This is a genomic window from Pararobbsia silviterrae (genome assembly GCF_003628125.1).
In the GTDB taxonomy this organism is placed as follows: Bacteria; Pseudomonadota; Gammaproteobacteria; order Burkholderiales; family Burkholderiaceae; genus Pararobbsia; species Pararobbsia silviterrae.
The window spans coordinates 1074352-1094488 of record NZ_RBZU01000001.1; the positions used below are offsets into that span (position 1 = coordinate 1074352).

Genomic DNA, 20137 nt, shown 5'->3' on the forward strand with positions numbered 1-20137 from the left:
GATGACTCGATTTTCGAACCCGGGCGCGCGGAGTCGCAGCCGCGCTTGGATCGCGCATGGGGCCAGACTGACCACGCTCGCTGCGTCGATCGCGCTGCTCGTCGCATGCGCGGATCTCACGCCGCCCGATGCGCGCGCGGCCTACGACGCGGCAATGTCGACGCCGCTGCCCGATGCGTGGGCGGCCGCCGCGGACGGGGCGGCATTCCGGTCCGAGTGGATCGGCTTCGATACCCAGGATGAACTGCGCGGACTCATCGACGAAGCGTTCGAGCATTCGCCCGACATGCGTGTCGCCGCGACGCGCGTCGAGCAAGCGCGTCTGCAGGGCGTGCTCGCGGGCGCCGCGCTGTGGCCGACGGTCGGAACGGGCGGGCGGTGGTCGAACTCGCTGATTTCGGACGATGCGCTGAGCCTGTCGGGGGTGTTCGCGTCGGCGTCGTGGGAGGTCGACCTCTGGGGCGTCGCGCGCGCGGGCGTGGGCGCGAGCGAAGCGCGCTATCGTTCCGCGGAAGCGGATTATGTCTATGCGCGCGCATCGCTTGGCGCGGCCGTCGCGAAGGCCTGGCTCATGAATCTCGAAGCGGCGCGCGAAGTCGGCCTGCTCAAACAGATCGACGACGATACCGCGCGTCAGCGCGCGCTCGTCAAGACGCGCGTCGAGATCGGCAAGGCGAGCGAGGCCGAGTTGACGCAATCCGACGCGAGTGTGCAGGCCGCGCATGAACGCTGGCTCAACGCGCGCCAGGGGCGTGAAGCCGCGCAACGGTCGCTGGAATTGCTGCTGGGCCGATATCCGGCCGCGCAGATCGAAGTCGACGACGTGCCCGCGTTGTTCGGCGACACCGCATTGCCTGCCGTGCCCGCGGGTGTGCCCCTCGATGTGCTCGAACGCCGCCCGGATCTCGTCGCGTCGCGCCATGCGTTTGTCGCGGCGTTCTTCGATGCGGAGCAAGCGAAGGCGGCACGGCTGCCGAATATCGCGCTGACGACGTCCGTGGGCTATCTCGATACGCGTTCGGTCGCGTTGCGAAACCAGCTCGACGGTCTCGTGTTTCCGGTCGGCGCGAAAGTGACTTGGCCGCTATTCGACGCGGGGCGGCGCAAGACCGAATCCGCGATCGCCACGGTCGAGCAAAGCGAAGCGGCCGCGCAATATGCGCGTGCGATCGAGCGGGCGATGGGCGAGGTCGAGCAGGCGCTCGGCGCGGAACGCGAGTTCAATGCGCGCGCGGATACGCTCGCGAAACGACAGGTATCGCTCGAACGTGCCACGGCGCTCAGCGAAATCGAACGCGAAGTCGGACGCGCGGAGGCGTTCGATGTGCTTGCCAAACGGATCGACATGCTGCATGCACAGATCGCGCATGACCAGGCGCGGGTCGCGATGCTCGCCGCGCGGATCGATCTGCATCTCGCGTTGGGAGGATCTTTTTTCGACGAGCACGATCGGACGGTCGCCGTCGCGCATCGATAAGCGCGGCGAGCGGCTTACGATTCGCCTTGCCTGGACCTCGATCGGCAGGGGTGCGGTGAACACGTCGTCGCGCTCGAGAAAAATGCAAGAGCGCATCGCGCGACGCGGACATACTCTGCGTCGTCCGATCCTCAGCCGGTGTCCGCGATGCCTGTTCTTCCGCTGGGTCCGAAATCGCCGTCATCGAGCGCGGCGTCCGTGTGTCGTGTCGATCGAGCCGCGCAGACCGACCCGACCGACGCGTCCGTCGAGCGTCCCAAGCGCGCGCGGCTATCGGCGCGCCTCGCGGCGGTCCGGCCGCATGCGGGCGGCGAGCATCCCATGCGGCTTCACGATCCTGGTGTCATCGTGCGCCAGCTCGTCATGGAGCGGACCTGCCTGCAGCCCGGGTCCATGAGCGTCAGTGCGCTGCATGGTTTGATCGAGGCCTTTCCCGCGGCCCGATGCTACTACGCGTCGTTGATGGCGCGTGAGCGCGCGCGACAATCCTCGACGGGACGACTGCTGTGCGCGCTCACGCGCGTGACCGGTCTCGGGATGCGCGACGCCCTCGCGCGCGTGTGCGGCAACCCGGCCGGGCGGCCAGGTGTCGCACGCCTGACCGATGGGCAGCAGATGCGCTACCTCGAGCTCCTCGATACCCCGCGCCCGATGCGCTCGATGCGGGCGCTCAAACAGGCCGGTGTCCTGGTTCCCGATGCGACGGTGTCGCGCGTCGAAGGCGAGAATGCGATCTATGGGGTATACGTGTTCGACATCGTCATGCGTCAGGTGCCGACGGATACCGTGTTCGAGTTTCTGTCGTCGGACCGAGGCTGCTCGGAATTGATCGATGCGTGTCTCGATGCGATGTTCAGCAGCAGGCGCGAGACCCTCGGTGTCGATGCGGTTCACGTCGTGCTCTATGACGATCCGCATCAGATCGACTGGATACTGTCCCTGCACGATCGTGACGCTTACGTGCTCGATCGCGGCCGACCGTGTCCGATCGTAGCGCGGATTTATTCTTGCGCCCCGTTGCTCAAAATACTCGCCTCGGACGCGGGCCTGACGTCGTGGCTCGCACGGGGCTTTTTCCCGTTGTTTCCGACTGGCGACCAGGCATTCTTTTTTCTCGAGAGACTCGTCAACTTCGCCTATTCGAACGTTCAGAATGAAAGCGATTTTCTGTCCGAAGGGCTCTATGTGCCTTATTCGATCGTTCGCGGCTCGACGTATGCGTGGCCTCTGGGCCATCTCGCCGATTTGACGGGCGTCGAGGCCTATGGGGCCGACATCGATTTCGAGGTGTTGTACGAGCGATTTCCCACCCGGCGTCAACTCGTTGCGGCGTTGAGCGAGGCGGGTGTGGTCGGACTCGACGCGGATGCGTGCATTGAGTTGCCGTGCTCCGATCCGAATGTGTGCCGTATCCGACTCAATCAAAAGCCGTCCGGCGGCACGCCCAGCTCGAACTGAGCGCGCCGTCGGTCATGCGTGCGCGAGCGCCGACTGGCGCATGCCGCGCGCGTGCACGCGCCGGCCGTTCGCGTAGGTCGCGAGAATCGCGCGATCGTCGCCGAGCAAGGCGAATGCGAACAGCAGTTCCTCGAGGCTTTCGACGCGGGCCGTGCGTCGCGCCATGAGCGGCGTCGCCGCGGGATCGAGCACGATGAAGTCGGCTTCCGTGCCGACCGCGAGCGTACCGATCCGGTCGTCGAGATCGAGTGCGCGCGCGGCGCCCGCCGTCGCGAGATAGAACATGCGCAGCGCGCTCAGATGATGGCCGCCCATGCGCGCGACCTTGTGCGCCTCGTTCATCGTCTGCAGCATCGAGAACGACGTGCCGCCGCCGACGTCGGTCGCGAGCGTCACGGGCATCCCGGTGCGCGCGGCCGCGTCGAAATCGAAGAGGCCGCTGCCGAGAAACAGATTCGAGGTCGGGCAATGCGCGGCGATCGCCTGCGTCTCGGCCATCCGGATCCGGTCCGCGTCGTCGAGATGGATGCAGTGCCCGTAGACCGCGCGCGCACGCAGCAACTCGTAGTGGTCGTAGACGTCGAGATAGCTGCGGCGCTCGGGAAACAGCTCGGCGACCCAGCGGATCTCGTCGTGATTCTCGGCGACGTGGCTTTGAATGAAGATGTCCGGATACGCGCGCGCGAGCGTGCGGCATGCTTCGAGTTGCGCTTCGGTCGAGGTCGGCGCGAAGCGCGGCGTGAGCGCGTAGAGCTGACGGCCCGTGCCATGCCAGCGCTCGATCAGCGCGCGGCTGTCGTCGTAGCCCGATTGCGCCGTATCGCGCAGGTACTCGGGGCAGTGGCGATCCATGAGCACCTTGCCGGCAATCATGCGCAGATCGCGCGCGTGCGCCTCGGCGAACAGGGCTTCGGCCGACTGCCGATGGACGCTGCAATAGACGAGCGCGGTCGTCGTGCCGCAGGCGAGCAGCTCGTCGATGAAGAACGCCGCGACATCGGCCGCGTGCGCGGCGTCCTCGAACGTGCGCTCGGCCGGGAACGTCCAATTTTCGAGCCACGGCAGCAGGCCCGACGCGGGCGACGCGATCATCTCCGTCTGCGGAAAGTGCAGATGGGTGTCGATGAAGCCCGGCGTGATGAGCTTGTCGCGCATCGCATGCACGGGCGTGTTCGCATCGAGCGTCACGTGCAGCGACGCATAGTCGCCGAACGCGACGACCTTGCCGTCGTCGCCGACGATCAGCAGGCCGTCCTCGTGATAGACGGCCGCGTGTTCGTCGAGCGCGGGATCGACGCGGAACGTCAGCAGGCGCGCGCGGTAGGCGGCGCGGCGTGAGGGGGCACGCGAAGGGGCATGCGCATCGCCCGGCGTGCGGGCCGCGTGGTTCAGGATCGGATCAGCCATGCCAATACGCATCGAGCTTGCCGATCATCGCGGTGCGCTGCGCGGGCTCGACGAACGACGCTTCGAGACTGTTGCGCGCGATCGTGTAGAGATCGCGATCGCCGAGATCCAGCGCTTCGGCGATCGCGACGAAGTTGTCGTTGACGTAGCCGCCGAAATACGCCGGGTCGTCCGAGTTGACCGTGACCGCGACCCCCGCGTCGAGCAGGACCTTCAGCGAATGCTTGCGCAGATCGTCGAACACCATGAGCTTGAGATTCGAGAGCGGGCAGACGGTCAACGCGATGCGCTCGTCGGCCAGACGTTGAACGAGCGCCGCATCCTCGATGCTGCGCACGCCGTGGTCGATCCGTTCGACGCGCAGGATATCGAGCGCCTCGTGGATATACGCGGGCGGTCCTTCCTCGCCCGCATGCGCGACGAGGCGCAGGCCGCGGTCGCGCGCCTTCGCGAACACGCGCGCGAAGTTCGACGGCGGGAAATCGCGTTCCGACGAGTCGAGGCCGATGCCGATCAGGCGATCGCCATAGCGCTCGAACAGACGTTCGGCGCTGTCGTAGGTCGCGAGCGCCGACTGTTCGGGCAGGTGACGCAGGAAACAGAGGATCAGTTTGCTCGTGAGCCCGTGCCGGCGTTCGGCGTCGGCCATCGCGGCCTCGATGCCCTCGACGACGGCTTCGATCGGCACGCCGCGTTCGGTGTGCGTCTGCGGATCGAAAAACAGCTCGGTATGGATCACGTGATCGACCGCCGCGCGATCGAGATACGCGCGCGTCATGTCGTAGAAGTCGTCGGCCTTGAGCAGCACGCTCGCGCCGGCATAGTAGATGTCGAGGAACGACTGGAGATCCGTGAACGCATAAGCCTTGCGCAGCGCTTCGACCGTCGGATAGGCAAGGCGGATCTTGTTGCGTTCCGCGAGTTCGAAGATTTGCTCGGGTTCAAGCGAGCCTTCGATATGCATGTGCAATTCCGCCTTCGGCGCGTTGCGAATCTTGTTGAGCAGAGCCTGTTCCATATGCGGATTCGTGGTGGATTCGATTTCGATGACGGGTGGGGGGTATCCCGCACCCGTTGCGGATTCTTGGTGCGCGGCCGGCAGGCGGGGCCCGCCGTGCCGCGCGATGGGTCCTAGTTTACCTGCGCCGCCCGCATTCGATCGCGACACGGCGCGGCGCCGCGCTTCGGTTTCGTCCGCCGCGCACGCGTGCGATTTCCGCGCCTCATGCCGTGACCGGTCTCGCATGCGCGACGCGCATATCGACAACCTGAAGCAATTGCGCGGCGACCGAGATCGCGATGACTTCGGGCGCCTTGTCGACGATGCCCGCGACGCCGATCGGGCAGACCATCCGCGCGATCTGATGCGGATCGATCCCGCGCGCCGCGAGCCGGTGTTCGAACTGCTTGCGCTTCGTATGCGAACCGATCAGACCGAAATACGCATAGTCGGCGCGGCGCAGGATGCGTTCACACAGCGTTTGATCGAGCGCGTGACTGTGCGTCATCACGAGAAAGTAGCTGCCCGGCGGCGCGGTATCGACCGCGTATTCGGGCGTGTCGTTCGCATCGATCGTCAGCGACGGCCATTGCGCGGCGTCGAGTTTCGGAAACTGCGCGTCGCGCGCATCGACCCAGTGGATCGAGCACGGCAACGCGCGCAGCACGTCGACGAGCGCCGCGCCGACGTGGCCGGCGCCGAACAGCACGACATGAAAGCGCCGGGCCGCGATCGTCTCGGTCAGCAAGGGCCCCGTGCCGTCGCCGGTCCAGAGCAGGCAATCGGCGACGTCGCAGCCGGGCTCGGGATCGCTGAGCATGACGGGCAGCGTCGAATCGAACGGCACGCTGCGCACCGTCGCTTGACCCGCCGCCAGACGCCGCGCGAGCGTCTTGACCCAGCCGAGGTCCGCGATCGTGAGCCGCTCGAACGACAGGACCACGACGCCGCCGCAGCATTGCCCGAGGCTCGGGCCGAGCGACATGCGTTCGAGGCGCCGGTTGACGTCGGTCGGGCCGTGCGCGCCTTCGCGAAGCACCTGGCGCGCGATGTCGATGGCCTTGAACTCGAGATGGCCGCCGCCGATCGTGTCGTAGATCGCCTCGCGCGTCACGACCATCTTCGTGCCCGCGTCGCGCGGCGCCGATCCTTCGGTGCGCGCGACGGTCACGAGCACGGCGGCGTCGCCGTGCACGAGCGTCTGTTGCAGCGACTGAAGCCAGCGGTCCATAGGCGTGTCGTATCGTGTCGTGCCGCGCTCAGCGGCCCGTCGTTTCCATGCTCGACGTGAGCGCGCCCTCGATGAGCGGCGCGCCCGCGAGCGGATGCACGGCGACCTCGACGGCTTGCCGGCCGGCCGCGACCGCGTCGATCGCATCGAGGATGGCCTCGGGCGTCGCGGGCGCGCGCAGCGGCGGCACGCAGCGCGGATCACTCGACGTCGCGGCGATCGCGTCGCGGATCGCGAGCAGCACCGAAAACGGCAGCAGCAGCGGCGGTTCGCCGACGGCCTTCGACCGGTAGACGCTCGGCTCGGCGTTCAGGTTATCGAACAAGCGCACGTGGAACGCAGCGGGACAATCGCTGATCGCCGGGATCTTGTAGGTCGACGGCGCATGCGTCATGAGCCGCCCCTGGGCGTTCCACCAGAGTTCTTCGGTCGTGAGCCAGCCCATGCCCTGGATGAATGCGCCTTCGACCTGGCCGATGTCGATCGCGGGATTGATCGAGCGGCCCGCGTCATAGAGCGCGTCGGCGCGCACCAGCTTCCATTCGCCCGTCAGCGTATCGATGACGACCTCGGACACGGCCGCCGCATACGCGAAATAGTAGAACGGCGCGCCGGTCAGCGTCTTCGAGTCCCAATGGACCTTGGGCGTCGCGTAGAAGCCGTCGGACCACAACTGTACGCGCGCGAGATACGCAGCCTCGACGAGCGTCGCGAACGCGACGTCGAACGTCTTCGCGAATACGCGGCCGCCGTCGAATTCGACCTCGTCGGCCTCGCAGCCGTACTGCTTCGCGGCGAATTCGGCGAGGCGCATGCGGATCGTCAGCGCGGCCGCCTCGGCGGCCTTGCCGTTGAGGTCGCTGCCGGTGGAGGCCGCCGTCGCCGAGGTGTTCGCGATCTTGCTCGTGTCGGTCGCGGTCGAACGCACGCGGTTCAGGTCGAGTCCGAGCACGGCCGCGACGACTTGCGCGACTTTCGTGTTCAGGCCCTGTCCCATCTCGGTGCCGCCGTGATTGACGAGCGCGGAACCGTCACGATAGACGTGGACGAGCGCGCCGGCCTGATTCAGATGTGGGACGTTGAACGAAATGCCGAACTTGACCGGCGTCAGCGCGATCCCGCGCTTGAGCACGGGACTCGATCGATTGAACGCGTCGATCGCGGCCTTGCGCGTCGCGTAGTCGCTCGACGCGACGAGTTCGTCGGTCAACGGGCCGATGACGTTGTCCGTGACGGTCTGCCCGTAGGGCGTGACATTGCGCTCCTGCGTGCCGTAGAAGTTGGCGCGCCGCACGTCGAGCGGATCGCGTCCGAGCTTGCGCGCGATCGCGTCGAGCAGGACTTCCATGACGAGCGCGCCCTGCGGACCGCCGAAGCCGCGGAACGCCGTGTTCGATTGCGTGTTCGTTCGGCACGCAAGGGCCCAGATGTCGACGTCGGGCAGGAAATAGGCGTTGTCGAAATGGCAGAGCGCGCGCGTCGCGACCGCGCCCGACAGATCGGCCGAGAACCCGGCGCGCAGCGCGATCTCGACGCGGGCGCCGAGCAGCCGCCCCTCGGCGTCGAACCCGGCTTCGTACCGGTACCACGCGTCGTGACGCTTGCCCGTGATCATGAAGTCGTCGTCGCGGTCGGCGCGCAGCTTGACCGGACGGCGCAGGTGCCGCGCGCAGAGCGCGGCGGCGCCCGCGAACAGCGCCGACTGCGACTCCTTGCCGCCGAAGCCGCCACCCATGCGCCGGCATTCGACGAGCACCGCATGGCTCGGCAGATCGAGCAGATGCGCGACGACATGCTGCATCTCGCTCGGATGCTGCGTCGAGCACCAGACGTGCATCGAATCGCCTTCCTTCGGGACCGCATAGGCGATCTGACCTTCGAGGTAGAACTGTTCCTGCCCGCCGACTTCGAATTCGCCGCTCACGCGATACGGGGCCTCGGCCATCTTGGCGTCGGGATCGCCGCGCACGAGATGCAGCGGCGGGACCACGTACTGCTTGCGCGCGTGCGCGTCGCGCGCGGTCAGCACGGCTTCGAGCGGCTCGTACCGGACGACGTCGTCATGCCGCGCGAGCTGCGCGGCGCGACGCGCCAGATCGTGGGTCCGCGCGACGACGATGAACACGGGCTGACCCAGATAGAGGACCTCGCCCTCGGCGAGCACGGGATCGTCGTGGAGCACGGGACCGCAGTCGTTGACGCCAGGGATGTCGGCGGCCGTGAATACCGCGACGACGCCGGGCGCGCGCCGCACGCGGTCGAGATCGATCGAGACGATCCGCGCGTGCGCATGCTTCGAGAGCCCGAGCGCCGCATGCAGCGTGCCCTGGAGTTCGACGATGTCGTCGGTATACGTCGCTTCGCCGCAGACGTGCAGCGTCGCCGACTCATGCGCGCGCGGCACGCCGATCGAGGGGCCGCGCGCGGCGGCCGCGGAATCGGCCGCCTGCGCGGGGGCGCGGTCGAGGGTCGCCGCGCCGGGCGCGTCGTGATGCGTATTCATGATCCCTCCTTCGCTCAGGCCGTCGCCCAGGCGTCGGGCGCCGCGAACACATTGACCTCGGCGAGGTCGAGCGGCGCCGCGTCGCGGGTTTCGAGCCAGAAGCGATACAACAGGTTTCGCGCGGTCTTCGCGCGATAGGCGTCCGACGCGCGCATGTCCGAGAGCGGTGCATAGTCGGCCGACAGCGCGTCCATCGCGGCGCGTACGGTGGCTTCGGTCCAGGGCGCGCCCGTGAGGACGGCTTCCACGGACGCCGCGCGTTTGGGTGTCGCGGCCACGCCGCCGTAAGCGATGCGCGCCTCGGCGATCGACCCCTCCTTCAGACGGATCGCAAACGCGCCGCAGACCGCGGAGATATCCGAGTCGTAGCGCTTGGACAGCTTGTACGTGCGGAAACGCAGGTCGTGCGTCGGGCGCGGTACGCGGATCGCCTCGACGAATTCGCCGGGCGTCAGCGCGGTCTTCTGGTAGGCGAGATAAAACGCATCGAGCGGCAGCGTGCGTTGCTGTGCGCCATGGCGCAGCACGACCTGTGCGCCGAGCGCGATCAGCGCGGGCATCGAGTCGCCGATCGGCGAGCCGTTCGCGACATTGCCGCCGAGCGTCCCCGCGTTGCGGATCGGCACCGACGCGAAGCGCTTCCAGAGTTCGGTGACCTCGGGGTAGTCGGCCGCGATCGCGCCGAACGCGTCCTGAAGCTTGGCCGCGGCCCCGACCGTCAGCGTATCGGCGCCGACGTCGATCGCACGGAGTTCCGCAACGTTGCCGATATAGAGGATGTCGCCGAGATCGCGAAACTGTTTCGTGACCCAGAGGCCGATATCGGTGCTGCCCGCGAGCACGCGCGCCTCGGGCAGGGCCGCGCGATAGTCGGCGAATGCCGCGAGCGTGCGCGGCGCGATGAAGCGGTGCGCGTTGCCGTTCGCGTCGAGATACGGGTAGTCGAGCGTCTCGGTGCGGTCAAGGCTCGCGAGCGTGCGCGCGAGCGCGTCGCGATCGATCCGGTCGCCGCCGGCCGGCGGGTAGTCGACCATGGTCCGGGTCGCGTCGATGATCGGCCGGTAGCCCGTGCAGCGGCACAGATTGCCGGACAGGGCCTCGTCGATGTCCTCGCGCGTCGGCGCGCCGGCGGCGGGGTCGACGTTCTGGTAAAGCGCCCACATCGACATGACGAAGCCCGGCGTGCAGAAACCGCATTGCGAACCGTGGCAATCGACCATCGCCTGCTGTACCGGATGCAGCGTGCCGTCGGCGCGGCGCAGGTCCTCGACCGTGTAGAGCGCGCGTCCGTCGAGGGTCGGCAGAAACTGGATGCAGGCATTGACGGCGCGCAGCGAGACGCCGCCTTCGCCGTCGGGCTCGCCGACGACGACCGTGCATGCACCGCAGTCGCCTTCGGCGCAGCCTTCCTTGGTGCCGGTGCAGTTCAGGTCTTCGCGCAAATGCTGGAGAACGGTGCGCGTGGCGGCGACGCCGCCGACCTCGCGGACCTCGCCGCGATAATAGAAACGGAGAGTGTGCGAATCCATAGGATGACTCGGCTGGACGAGCAGCTCGAAAAGGTTGCGGACCCGGCGCGCGCCGCGCTCATGCGCACGTGATCGCCATCCATGATGCGAACCATAGCACTGAGCCGTGCCGGAAAGTATTGGCGCGTCTGATCCGCGCCATGCGGAGCCGCCTATATCCGGTTCCGCCGCCGGCGCGCGGGCCTTGTCAGGCAAGCACGCGCCGTGCCGGCGCGCCGTCCTGGGTGTTTGCCCTCGGTGTTTCCCCTCGGGCGCGTTTCGGTGTTTCCCGCAGGGGGCTCCATGGAGGCTTGCCTGGATATTTCCCCGGCGCTTTTCTCCGTGTAAACGCGAACGAGGCGCCCGGACGCCGTCGCGTCGCGGGAGCCTCGTTCGGAAAACGGGAAGGGTGCGGCTATCGGCCGGCGGCGAGCACGCGCTTGCGCGTCCACATCGAGCGCGCGACGAGCACCGTCACGAGCACGAAGCCGACGAGCGACCACTGCGGCAACGTGAGGCCCAGCAGCGGCGGATAGGGCGTCTCGCAGAGCCCCGCGACCTGGAACACCTGCGGCAGCCACTTCGCGGGCGGCAGACCGTCGACGATCGGCTGGAGCTTGTCGAAGCCGCAACTGAAGCTCGGGTGCGCCTGGACCCAGACGTGGCGCGCGGCCGTCGCGAGACCGCCGAGCGCGCTGAGCAGCACGAGCGTCTCGGAGATCGCGATGCTGCGCCAGCTCGACGACGTCGAACCGATCAGCGCGAAGATCGCGATCAGCAGATAGCCGTAGCGCTGCAGGATACAGAGCGGGCACGGGTCTTCGCGCTGGAAAATCTGGAGATAGAGCGCCCCGCAGACGAGGCCGATGCAGACGATTGCGAGCGCGAGCAGGCGGCGGCGTTCACGAGCAAGCAGACGCGACGAGGCGTCGAAGGTACGGATCATTGGACGGTTGGAATGTGGTCGATCATGAATCGCTTATCGGTCGGATAGCGGCCGTCTTGAGGCGGGCGGCTCATTGTAGCGGGTTCGTTCCGCGCACGCCCTCAAGTGCGGCCTCGACGCGCCGTCCAAGCGCGAGGATCGCCGCGTCGCGCTCGGCGAGGCCGGCGAGCATCAGGCCGACCGGCGCGTCGCCCGCGCGGTGGCACGGCAGCGACAGCGCGCAGCCGTCGATGAAGTTGATGACGCTCGGATTGCGCAGGATCAACGGGTTAAGCCGGAAGAACGCCGTGTCGTCGGCGAGATCGGCGACGGTCGGCGGCGCGATCGGCACGGTCGGGCAGACGACGGCGTCGAACGGCGCGAACGCGCGCGCCGCCGCGTCGATCATCGCGCGGCGCTCGCCGAGCAGGTCGATGTACTCGCTCGCGCGCACGGTCTCGCCCTTCATGATCCGGAAGAGCACGCGCGAGTCGTACTGAGCCGCGTGCTCGAGCAGCGGACGGTGGAGCGCATACGATTCGATCGACGGGATCCCGATGCGGTTGATCTCGGGCAGGCGGTCGAGCGCATCGAACGTGAAATCGACGAGTTCGGCGCCCGCGGCCTCGAGCGCGCGCAGCGCATGCTCGAATGCGCGCGGCACGATGTCGTCGGCGTCGTTGAACATGAAGTTGCGCAGCACGCCGAAGCGGCGTCCCGCGAGCGGCTTTGCGCCGAAGGCGCGCGCGCGCGATCCCGCGTCGTCCAAGACCGCGGGCTCGTCGCGCGCCGTCGCGGGCAGCCCCGCGAGAATCCGGTCGACGATCGCGCAGCAATCGACGGTGAGCCCGATCGGGCCGATCGAGTCGAGTGTCGTCGACAGCGGAAACGCGCCGGTCGCCGGCACGCGGCGCGCGGTCGGCTTGAAGCCCGTCAATTCGCAGAACGTCGCCGGAATCCGGATCGATCCCCCCGTGTCGGTGCCGAGCGCGACGGCGGCCATGCCGTCCGCGACGGACGCGGCCGCGCCCGAGGACGATCCGCCCGACACCGTTTGCGCCGCGCGTCGATACGGCGCGAGCGGATGTCCGTAGTGCGGGTTGAGACCGACGCCCGAAAACGCGAATTCGCTCATGTTCGTGCGTCCGATCAGCACGGCGCCCGCGCGGCGCAGACGCGCGACCGCTTCGGCATCCGCGTGCGCGGGCGCGGCGTCGCGCAGGACCGCCGAGCCCGCGCGCGTGACCTCGCCCTTGACGTCGAACAGATCCTTGATCGACACGGGCACGCCGTGCAGCGGCGAGAGCACGGTGCCCGCACGGCGCAGGGCGTCGGCCGCGTCGGCCATCTCGAGCGCGTGCGCCGCATCGACGTGAATGAAGACCTGCTTGCCCTGGCCGTTCGGGTCGGCGATGCGCGCGAGCATCGCCTGCGTCAACGCGCGGCTCGTGATGCGGCCCGCGTCGAGATCGCGCGCGAGCGCGCGCAGGCTTGTCACGCGATAGGTATCGGACCGGCCCGAGCCGATCGTCTGGATGTCGGAGGCGTGGAGCGAAGCAGCGTCGGATACGGTCGATGTGGGACGGCTCATGGTGGCGCGGGGTCCTCGGCGTACGGCAAGGGACGCGTCGGCGCCCGCGCGGATCGGCGATCCGCGCGGGCGCGACGCAGCGAAGAAAGCCGCCATTGTAGGACGCATTGCGCGGCCGCGATGCGCGTCAAAAAGCGCGTCAAAAAGCGCGTCAAAAAGCGCGCCGCGGCCGCGCGCGCCGTCGGGCCAACGCTAACGTTCCGTTGCAAATCGCGGGTTTGCCGGGGTCAGGGTAGAGGCGGATAATGGGCCGTCCCAGCCATCCACGCGCCTTGCGCCCGTTGAGCCACGATGAGTGAAGACCCGTCGCGTCCCATCCCGCCCGCATCCGACCCGGCTGTCCAGGCCGGCGTTGCGCCCACGACATCGACCGTCGCGCCGAGCGCGACCCCGGATCCCACCGTCGAAGCCGCGTCCGATTCCGCCGGACCCGATCCCGCGCCCGAAGCGCTGCGCGGCGCCGCGACGCCCAACGTGCCGCCCGCGTATCTGAAAGCGCACGATTCGGCGTGGTCGGTGTTCGGGCGGATCTTCGCGGCGCGCGCCCGCGCGTTGTTCGATCGGGCCGGCCAGCGCATCACGCAACGGACGCTGCGCATCGGCGTATCGGCGCGGATCTTTCATCCGGAGCCGGGCGCCAAGGGGCTGCGCGGCAAGACGCTCCAATATCTCGAGGAGTCGGTCGCGCACTGGGTCATGTCGCGCGACGTGATCGTGTTCATGATCCCGACCGTTGGACACCAGGGCATGCTCCATCCGAGCAATATCCGGCTGCGCGATTATGCGAAGCAGCTCGACGGGCTCGTGCTGCAGGGCGGCGCCGACGTCTCGCCGCAGTCTTACGCCGACGTGACGACGCGGCCCGAATGGCCGGGCGATCGCGTGCGCGACATGTACGAACTCGAACTGCTGCATGAATTCATCGAGGCGGGCAAGCCCGTGCTCGGCATCTGCCGAGGCTGCCAGCTCATCAACGTCGCGTTCGGCGGGACCCTCTATCAGGACATCGCGACCGACGTGCCGACCGCGCAGACGCATGTGAACGACCAGTACGACCGCCTGCGGCATACGATCCAGTTCCCGCAGGGGTCGACGCTCGCGTCGATGTTCCCGACGCGCAGCGAGGCGCTCGTCAATTCGATCCATCACCAGGCGGTCAAGGTGCTGGGCCGCGATCTGTCGATCGAGGCCGTGTCGGCCGATGACGGCATCGTCGAGTCGATCCGGTATCGCAAGGCGCCGTTCGTCACGGGCGTGCAATGGCATCCCGAGTTTCATAGCGCGGGCGGACCCGAGCTGCTCGACTGCACGCCGTTGCTCGATACGTTCCTGCGGCACGCGCGCGAGACGCGGTTTTAGGCATCAGTCGACCGATCGCGCGTCTCGCGCGCGATCGGCACAACAACGCCGGCCTGCTGAGCCGGCTGTACGTTCCGACCTGCATGGGCGCGCGGCGACGCGGCCCGGCCGGGGCGGTCGGAGACAGGAGGAGAGATCATGGATACCCCCACGAAGCAAGAATCGAAAGCCCGGACCGTCTTTCGCGTGACGAGCGGCAACTTCCTCGAAATGTATGACTTCATGGTCTACGGGTACTACGCGTCCGATATCGCGCGCACGTACTTCCCGAGCCATGACCCGTTCGCCTCGCTGATGCTGTCGCTCTCGGTGTTCGGTGCAGGGTTCCTCATGCGTCCGCTCGGCGCGATCATCCTCGGCGCGTATATCGACCACCACGGCCGGCGCAAGGGCCTGATCCTGACGCTCGTGCTGATGGCGATCGGCACGACGCTCGTCGCGATCGTGCCCGGCTATCAGACGATCGGTTTCGTCGCGCCGCTGCTCGTACTTGTCGGGCGCTTGCTCCAGGGGTTCTCGGCCGGTGTCGAGCTCGGCGGGGTGTCGGTCTACCTGAGCGAGATGGCGACCAAGGGGCACAAGGGCTTCTATTGCTCGTGGCAATCGGGCAGCCAGCAGGTGGCCGTCGTGTTCGCCGCCTTGCTCGGCGTGCTGCTTCACTTTGCGCTCGGCGATGCGCTGATGGATGCCTGGGGCTGGCGCGTGCCGTTCATCATCGGCTGTCTGATCGTGCCGTTCCTGTTCATGATCCGGCGCTCGCTGCAGGAGACCGAGGAATTCCTCGCGCGCAAGCATCGGCCGGGCGTCGGCGAGATTTTCCGGTCGATGATCGCGAACGGCGGCATCGTGATCGCGGGCATGATGATGGTCGTCATGACGACCGTTTCGTTCTATCTGATCACCGCATACACGCCGACGTTCGGCAAGGCCGTGCTCAATATGTCGGCCGTCGACACGCTCGTCGTGACGATCTGCATCGGGATTTCGAATCTGTTCTGGCTGCCCGTGATGGGCGCGTTGTCGGATCGCGTCGGCCGCCGTCCCTTGCTGCTGACGTTCACGGTCCTGACGATCCTGACGAGCTATCCGGTCATGCAGTGGCTGACGGCCGACCCGTCGTTCGTGCGGCTGCTGCTCGTCGAGCTCTGGTTGTCGTTCCTTTATGCGAGCTATAACGGCGCGATGGTCGTCGCGCTGACCGAGGTGATGCCGCCCGAGGTCCGTACCGCGGGTTTCTCGCTCGCCTACAGTCTCGCGACGGCACTGTTCGGTGGGTTCACGCCGGCGATTTCGACCTGGCTCATTCACGTGACGGGCAACAAGGCCGCCCCGGGGCTTTGGATGTCGGCCGCGGCCGTCTGCGGTCTGGTCGCGACGCTCGTGCTGTTCCGCACGCCTGAATCGCGCGAGCAGTACAAGATGGCCTGACGGAGACGGATCGAGGCGCGTCGCGATCGTACGGGGCTCGGCGGCGGCGTCGCCGGGCCGTTTGCCGCGTTTCGTGCGTCTTGTTTCGTGTGTCTCGTTGGGACGGCTCGCGTCGCGTGTCGCGCGTACCGCGTGGGCAGTCCTAGCGATTCCGCCGATCAGCTCGCGCGGTCCGCGCATAGCGCGGCCGCGACGTGCGCGACGACGACCGACCAATCGCTCGCGCGCGTCTGCCTGAACAGGCGCGCGCTCGGATACCAGGGCGTCGTGGCGGCCGACGCGCCCCAGCGCCAATCGGGCCCCTTGGGCAGCATGATCCAGACCGGCCTGCCCATGGCGCCCGCGAGATGCGCGACCGACGTGTCGATCGTGACCACGAGATCAAGTCCGGCGATCGTGTCGGCCGTGTCGGCGAAATCGCTCGGCGTGGGCGCGAAGCGCACCGAGGGCCACGCCGCGAGCGCATCGCGATCCGCGTCGCCGATATCGGGCTGCAGCACGACCCATTCGATGCCGTCGATCGCAAGGAGCGGCGCAAGCGCGCCGACCGGTATCGCACGTGTCTCGCGACGCGCGCGCACGGCGCCGGACCAGACGAGGCCGACGCGGCGTCGTCCCGCATCGTCGAAGGCGGGCGCGAGGCCCGGCGCCATCAGGTACGGGACGTTGTGCGGAATCGTGTCGGGCCGCGTGCGGAGCGCGAGCGGCAGGCTCAATAGCGGACATTCGGCATCGACGGGCGGGCGCTTTGCGCCGCGCGCGATGAGTTCGATGCCCCAGGCTTCGGCGCTGGGTCCGAGCAGCCGGACCAGCGAAGGCTGAACTTCCAGGACGACGCGCGCGCCCAAGGCCGCGACGCGCGGGACATAACGGACGAACTGCAGCGTATCCCCGAGGCCTTGTTCGGCGTGGATCAACAGGCGCGCAGCGTCACCGGGCAGCGGGCCGCCGCGCCAGGCCGGCGCGTCGACGACGGGGCGCGGCCAGACGTTCCAGCGCCATTCGTATGCATCGAAGCCGCGTTCGAATGCACCGTTCATCAACGCGACGAGGCCGAGGTTGTATTGCGCGAGCGCGAGATCCGGACGCCATTGCGTCGCATGTTCGAGCGCGTCGGCCGCGTGCGTGTAATCGCCGAGATCGTAGGCGACCGTGCCGAGATCCTGCCACGCGAGCGCGAAGCTCGGATCGAGCGCGACGGCTTCCTCGAGCCGCGCGCGCGCGTCGTCGAGCCGTCCGGCGTTCGCATAGGCGTTGCCGAGCGCGTAGTGGCCGGGCGCGAACGCGGGCTGGTCGCGTGCGACGCGTTCGAGCGGTTCGATCGCCTCGGCGGCACGGTTGAGCTTGTCGAGCGTCGATCCCAGATTGAAGCGCGCGAGCGTGAAATTCGGTTCGCTCGCGAGTGCCGCGCGGAAATGGTCGAGCGCTTCGTCGTGGCGTTCGAGCGCGTTGAGCGCGAGACCGAGATTGTTGTGCGCGCCCGCGTAGCCGGGTTGAAGCTGGATGGCTTTGTAGAACGCGCCGGCCGCGGCTTCGTGACGTTTGAGGGCCGCGAGCGAGTTGCCGAGATTGTTGAAGGCCGCCGCGTGATTCGGCTGAAGCCTGACGGCCTGCTCGAAGTGATCGATGGCTTCCTCGTGCTGTTCGAGCGTCACGAGCGTGTTCGCGAGGTTGAAATGCGCGTGCGCCATATCGGGCTGCGCCGCGAGCGCGGCGCGGTAGCTGGCCTGCGCTTCGTCGAATCGCTTGAGCGCCTTCCACGCGTTGCCGAGGTTCAAATGCGCGCCCGCGAAGCGCGGACGCAGCGCGACCGCGCGTTTGAGCAGGTCGACGGCTTCGGTATGGCGGCCTTGCTGATGGCGCAGCAGGCCGAGCAGATGCAGGGCATCGACCTCGTCGGGCGACTGCTGCAATGCCGCAAGATAGCCGCGTTCGGCTTCGGCCAGACGGCCGCGCTGATGGGCTGCGTAGGCTTCGCGAAGCACGTTCACTTCAGGTTCTGCATCGGAGGCGGCGTGGAGAAGGTGCGTATTGTGCCATGCGGGACACGCGCGACCGGTGCGCTGGCGCGCATACGTACGCGTGCGCAGGGGGACGCGGCCGGCGGCCGGCCGGTCACAGCTTCGCGCGTTCCGGCGGTACACTGATTTCGCCGTGGATTTCCGGAGTCGACCATGTCTGAACCCAGCCGTGAGTCTTCTGTCGCGACGGGGCGCGGCCGCGCGGCCGGCGCGCGGCGCACGCACACGGACGTGCTGATCGTCGGCGCGGGGCCGACGGGCCTTGCGCTCGCGTTGTGTCTCGCGCGCTGGAAAGTGCCGTTTCGGCTCGTCGATCGGGCGCTCGCGCCCGCGTCGGGTTCGCGCGCGATCGGCGTGCAGGCGCGTACGCTCGAATTGCTCGAACAGCATCGCGTCGTCGATGCGCTGCTTGCGGCCGGACATCGCGGACATGCGGGCAATATCTTCGCGGGGACGCGCCGCATCATCCGGATCGATTTCGATCCGTTGGACAGCCGGTATCCGTTCCTGCTGTTCGTCGATCAGGCCGAGACGGAGCGCGTGCTGGCGGACGCCGTCGCCGCGCTCGGCGCGACGATCGAGCGGGGGACCGAGTGCATCGCGATCGAGCAGAGTTCGCAGCGCGCGATCGCGACGCTGTGTCACGCGGACGGCTATGTCGAATCGGTCGATGCCGCATGGGTCGTCGGCGCCGACGGCGCGCATAGCGCGGTCCGGCATTTGCTGGGCATTCCGTTCGAGGGCGAGTCGATCGAGCAGGCGTTTGTGCTTGCCGATCTGCATGTCGAATGGGATTTGCCCGACGACGAGTTTCATATCTTTCTATCGGGCGAGGGACTGACGGCTATCTTTCCGCTCGGGAACGGCCGGTATCGGATGATCGCTGACGCGGGCGCGCGCCGCGTGAACGGCGATACGCGCGCGTCGCACGACCGCGCGGCGCAGGGGGCTCGCGCGCCCCACGTGCCCCATGTGCCCGCGGACGATTCCGCCGACGCGGCTCACGCTCAGCCTCGGTCGGCCGCCTCATCCCCGCCGCCCGCTTCGTCTACTTCGTCCGCGCCATCTGCACCACCTGCGCCACCTGCGCCGCCTGTATCACCGGCATCGCCCGCGTCGATCCCGGAGCCCATCCCGCGCGCATCTGTCGCCGGCGCGTCAACGTCCGACGCTTCGCAGGCGGCGGACGCATCCGGGCTCGTGCGGGACGTCGCGCACGATGGGGCACCTCCCACGCTCGACGAATGTCAGAAGATCGTCTCGGCGCGCATGGCGCGCGCGATCACGTTGTCGTCGCTCGGATGGGCGTCGCGCTTCCGGATTCATTCGCGCATGGTCACGACATTGCACAAGGGACGCGTGCTGCTGGCGGGCGACGCCGCGCATATCCACAGTCCCGCGGGCGCGCAGGGCATGAACACGGGCATCCAGGAGGCGATGAATCTCGCGTGGAAGCTTGCGCTCGTTCAGCGCGGCGCGCCCGTCAGATTGCTCGAGACCTATCACGCCGAGCGTCACCCGATCGAACGCGACGTCCTTCGGCAGACCGCGTTCGTCACGCGCATGGGACTCGCCGATCACGGCTGGCTCATGATGGTGCGAGACCGGATCGCGCCGCTGCTCACGGCGTTGGGCCCGGTGCGCAATGCGGCGCGGCGCGGCATCAGCGAATTGTCGGTGCATTACCGTCGCGGGCCGCTGTGCTTCGATCGGCTGCTCGATGGCGGCGCGCAGGCGGGCGATCGTGCGCCCGATGCGTTCGTCGAGGTCGTCGACGGACCGCTTGGCAAGGTGCCGAGCCATGCGCGGCTGTTCGATCTTCACGATCCGGGGAGTTTCTCGCTGTTCGTGCTGCTCGAACCCGGATCGAACGGCACGCAGGCGGAGGCGATCGAGCCGTTTCTCGAATCGTTCCGGCATTTTTCGGATCGCATGGGCGGCGCGATCCGCATCTGGCGCGTGGCCGATGCGCGGGGCGCCGATGCGTCGCGTCGAAACGGCAATGGCCAGCACGGCGGTCCGCCGCTGAGCGACGGATATGGGCAGACGCGGCCCGTGTTCTATCTCTGGCGCCCCGATGGGTATCTCGCCGCACGTGGTCGTCCGACGATCGACGGACCCGCGTGTCTGCTGTTCTGCGAGCGCTGGTTCGGCGCGCAGGTCAATGCGTGAGGTGTGCGACGGCGTGGACGTCTAGGACCGTAGGACCGGCTACGGAGGCTCTGGCGA

At 67.9% G+C, this 20137-nt stretch carries 12 protein-coding genes and 1 pseudogene; 5 read left to right on the forward strand and 8 right to left on the reverse strand.

Annotated elements, in window-relative coordinates:
- Nucleotide 1 precedes the first annotated feature (1 nt).
- Nucleotides 2-1477 (forward strand): TolC family protein, encoded by a 1476-nt coding sequence (locus tag D7S86_RS04865; protein ID WP_121083907.1) that lies wholly within the window; start codon nucleotides 2-4, stop codon nucleotides 1475-1477.
- A 147-nt stretch (nucleotides 1478-1624) separates the two neighbouring features.
- Nucleotides 1625-2935, forward strand: coding sequence for a hypothetical protein (locus tag D7S86_RS29000; protein WP_147432233.1), 1311 nt, complete (start codon nucleotides 1625-1627; stop codon nucleotides 2933-2935).
- Nucleotides 2936-2947: 12 nt separating this feature from the next.
- Here D7S86_RS29000 and guaD read toward each other — a convergent pair whose 3' ends face one another.
- The 7 genes from guaD to D7S86_RS04905 form a co-directional block, all read right to left on the reverse strand.
- Nucleotides 2948-4354: a guanine deaminase gene (gene guaD, locus D7S86_RS04875; protein WP_420813192.1), complete on the reverse strand. Its 1407-nt coding sequence runs from the start codon at nucleotides 4352-4354 to the stop codon at nucleotides 2948-2950.
- On the reverse strand, nucleotides 4335-5360 hold the full coding sequence (locus D7S86_RS04880) for an adenosine deaminase (protein ID WP_121083913.1): 1026 nt from the start codon (nucleotides 5358-5360) through the stop codon (nucleotides 4335-4337). The genes guaD and D7S86_RS04880 overlap by 20 nt, the downstream gene beginning before the upstream one ends.
- Before the next feature lie 205 nt (nucleotides 5361-5565).
- A complete protein-coding gene (xdhC, locus tag D7S86_RS04885) occupies nucleotides 5566-6573 on the reverse strand; it encodes a xanthine dehydrogenase accessory protein XdhC (RefSeq protein WP_121083915.1) in 1008 nt (335 codons plus the stop codon).
- Between the two features lie 28 nt (nucleotides 6574-6601).
- Nucleotides 6602-9076 (reverse strand): xanthine dehydrogenase molybdopterin binding subunit, encoded by a 2475-nt coding sequence (gene xdhB / locus D7S86_RS04890; RefSeq protein WP_121083917.1) that lies wholly within the window; start codon nucleotides 9074-9076, stop codon nucleotides 6602-6604.
- Between the two features lie 14 nt (nucleotides 9077-9090).
- Nucleotides 9091-10605, reverse strand: a complete 1515-nt coding sequence (gene xdhA / locus D7S86_RS04895; RefSeq protein ID WP_121083919.1) for a xanthine dehydrogenase small subunit — start codon at nucleotides 10603-10605, stop codon at nucleotides 9091-9093.
- A 394-nt stretch (nucleotides 10606-10999) separates the two neighbouring features.
- On the reverse strand, nucleotides 11000-11530 hold the full coding sequence (locus D7S86_RS04900; protein WP_121083921.1) for a disulfide bond formation protein B: 531 nt from the start codon (nucleotides 11528-11530) through the stop codon (nucleotides 11000-11002).
- 70 nt (nucleotides 11531-11600) lie between these two features.
- Entirely contained in the window at nucleotides 11601-13100 is a 1500-nt protein-coding gene (locus D7S86_RS04905; RefSeq protein WP_121084347.1) for an amidase, read from the reverse strand.
- Between the two features lie 396 nt (nucleotides 13101-13496).
- On the opposite strand from D7S86_RS04905, the pseudogene D7S86_RS04910 reads away from it, so the two are divergent.
- Nucleotides 13497-14459, forward strand: a pseudogene (locus D7S86_RS04910) (gamma-glutamyl-gamma-aminobutyrate hydrolase family protein); the annotation flags it as partial.
- Between the two features lie 138 nt (nucleotides 14460-14597).
- A complete protein-coding gene (gene tcuC / locus D7S86_RS04915) occupies nucleotides 14598-15887 on the forward strand; it encodes an MFS transporter (RefSeq protein WP_121083925.1) in 1290 nt (429 codons plus the stop codon).
- Nucleotides 15888-16045: 158 nt separating this feature from the next.
- Here the strand turns inward: tcuC and D7S86_RS04920 are convergent, their stop codons facing one another.
- The gene (locus D7S86_RS04920; RefSeq protein ID WP_121083927.1) at nucleotides 16046-17878 is read right to left on the reverse strand and encodes a tetratricopeptide repeat protein; all 1833 of its coding nucleotides are present in this window, start codon (nucleotides 17876-17878) and stop codon (nucleotides 16046-16048) included.
- Nucleotides 17879-18061: 183 nt separating this feature from the next.
- Between D7S86_RS04920 and D7S86_RS30080 the strand changes: the two genes are divergently transcribed.
- Nucleotides 18062-20080, forward strand: a complete 2019-nt coding sequence (locus tag D7S86_RS30080; protein WP_240647983.1) for an FAD-dependent monooxygenase — start codon at nucleotides 18062-18064, stop codon at nucleotides 20078-20080.
- Nucleotides 20081-20137: the final 57 nt, after the last annotated feature.

What these genes read in the sequence shown, in the direction of transcription:
- D7S86_RS04865 (WP_121083907.1), top strand. Translation starts at nt 2, where the DNA reads ATGACTCGATTTTCGAACCCGGGCGCGCGGAGTCGCAGCCGCGCTTGG.
- D7S86_RS29000 (WP_147432233.1), top strand. Translation starts at nt 1,625, where the DNA reads ATGCCTGTTCTTCCGCTGGGTCCGAAATCGCCGTCATCGAGCGCGGCG.
- guaD (WP_420813192.1), bottom strand. Translation starts at nt 4,354, where the DNA reads ATGCGTATTGGCATGGCTGATCCGATCCTGAACCACGCGGCCCGCACG.
- D7S86_RS04880 (WP_121083913.1), bottom strand. Translation starts at nt 5,360, where the DNA reads ATGGAACAGGCTCTGCTCAACAAGATTCGCAACGCGCCGAAGGCGGAA.
- xdhC (WP_121083915.1), bottom strand. Translation starts at nt 6,573, where the DNA reads ATGGACCGCTGGCTTCAGTCGCTGCAACAGACGCTCGTGCACGGCGAC.
- xdhB (WP_121083917.1), bottom strand. Translation starts at nt 9,076, where the DNA reads ATGAATACGCATCACGACGCGCCCGGCGCGGCGACCCTCGACCGCGCC.
- xdhA (WP_121083919.1), bottom strand. Translation starts at nt 10,605, where the DNA reads ATGGATTCGCACACTCTCCGTTTCTATTATCGCGGCGAGGTCCGCGAG.
- D7S86_RS04900 (WP_121083921.1), bottom strand. Translation starts at nt 11,530, where the DNA reads ATGATCCGTACCTTCGACGCCTCGTCGCGTCTGCTTGCTCGTGAACGC.
- D7S86_RS04905 (WP_121084347.1), bottom strand. Translation starts at nt 13,100, where the DNA reads ATGAGCCGTCCCACATCGACCGTATCCGACGCTGCTTCGCTCCACGCC.
- tcuC (WP_121083925.1), top strand. Translation starts at nt 14,598, where the DNA reads ATGGATACCCCCACGAAGCAAGAATCGAAAGCCCGGACCGTCTTTCGC.
- D7S86_RS30080 (WP_240647983.1), top strand. Translation starts at nt 18,062, where the DNA reads ATGTCTGAACCCAGCCGTGAGTCTTCTGTCGCGACGGGGCGCGGCCGC.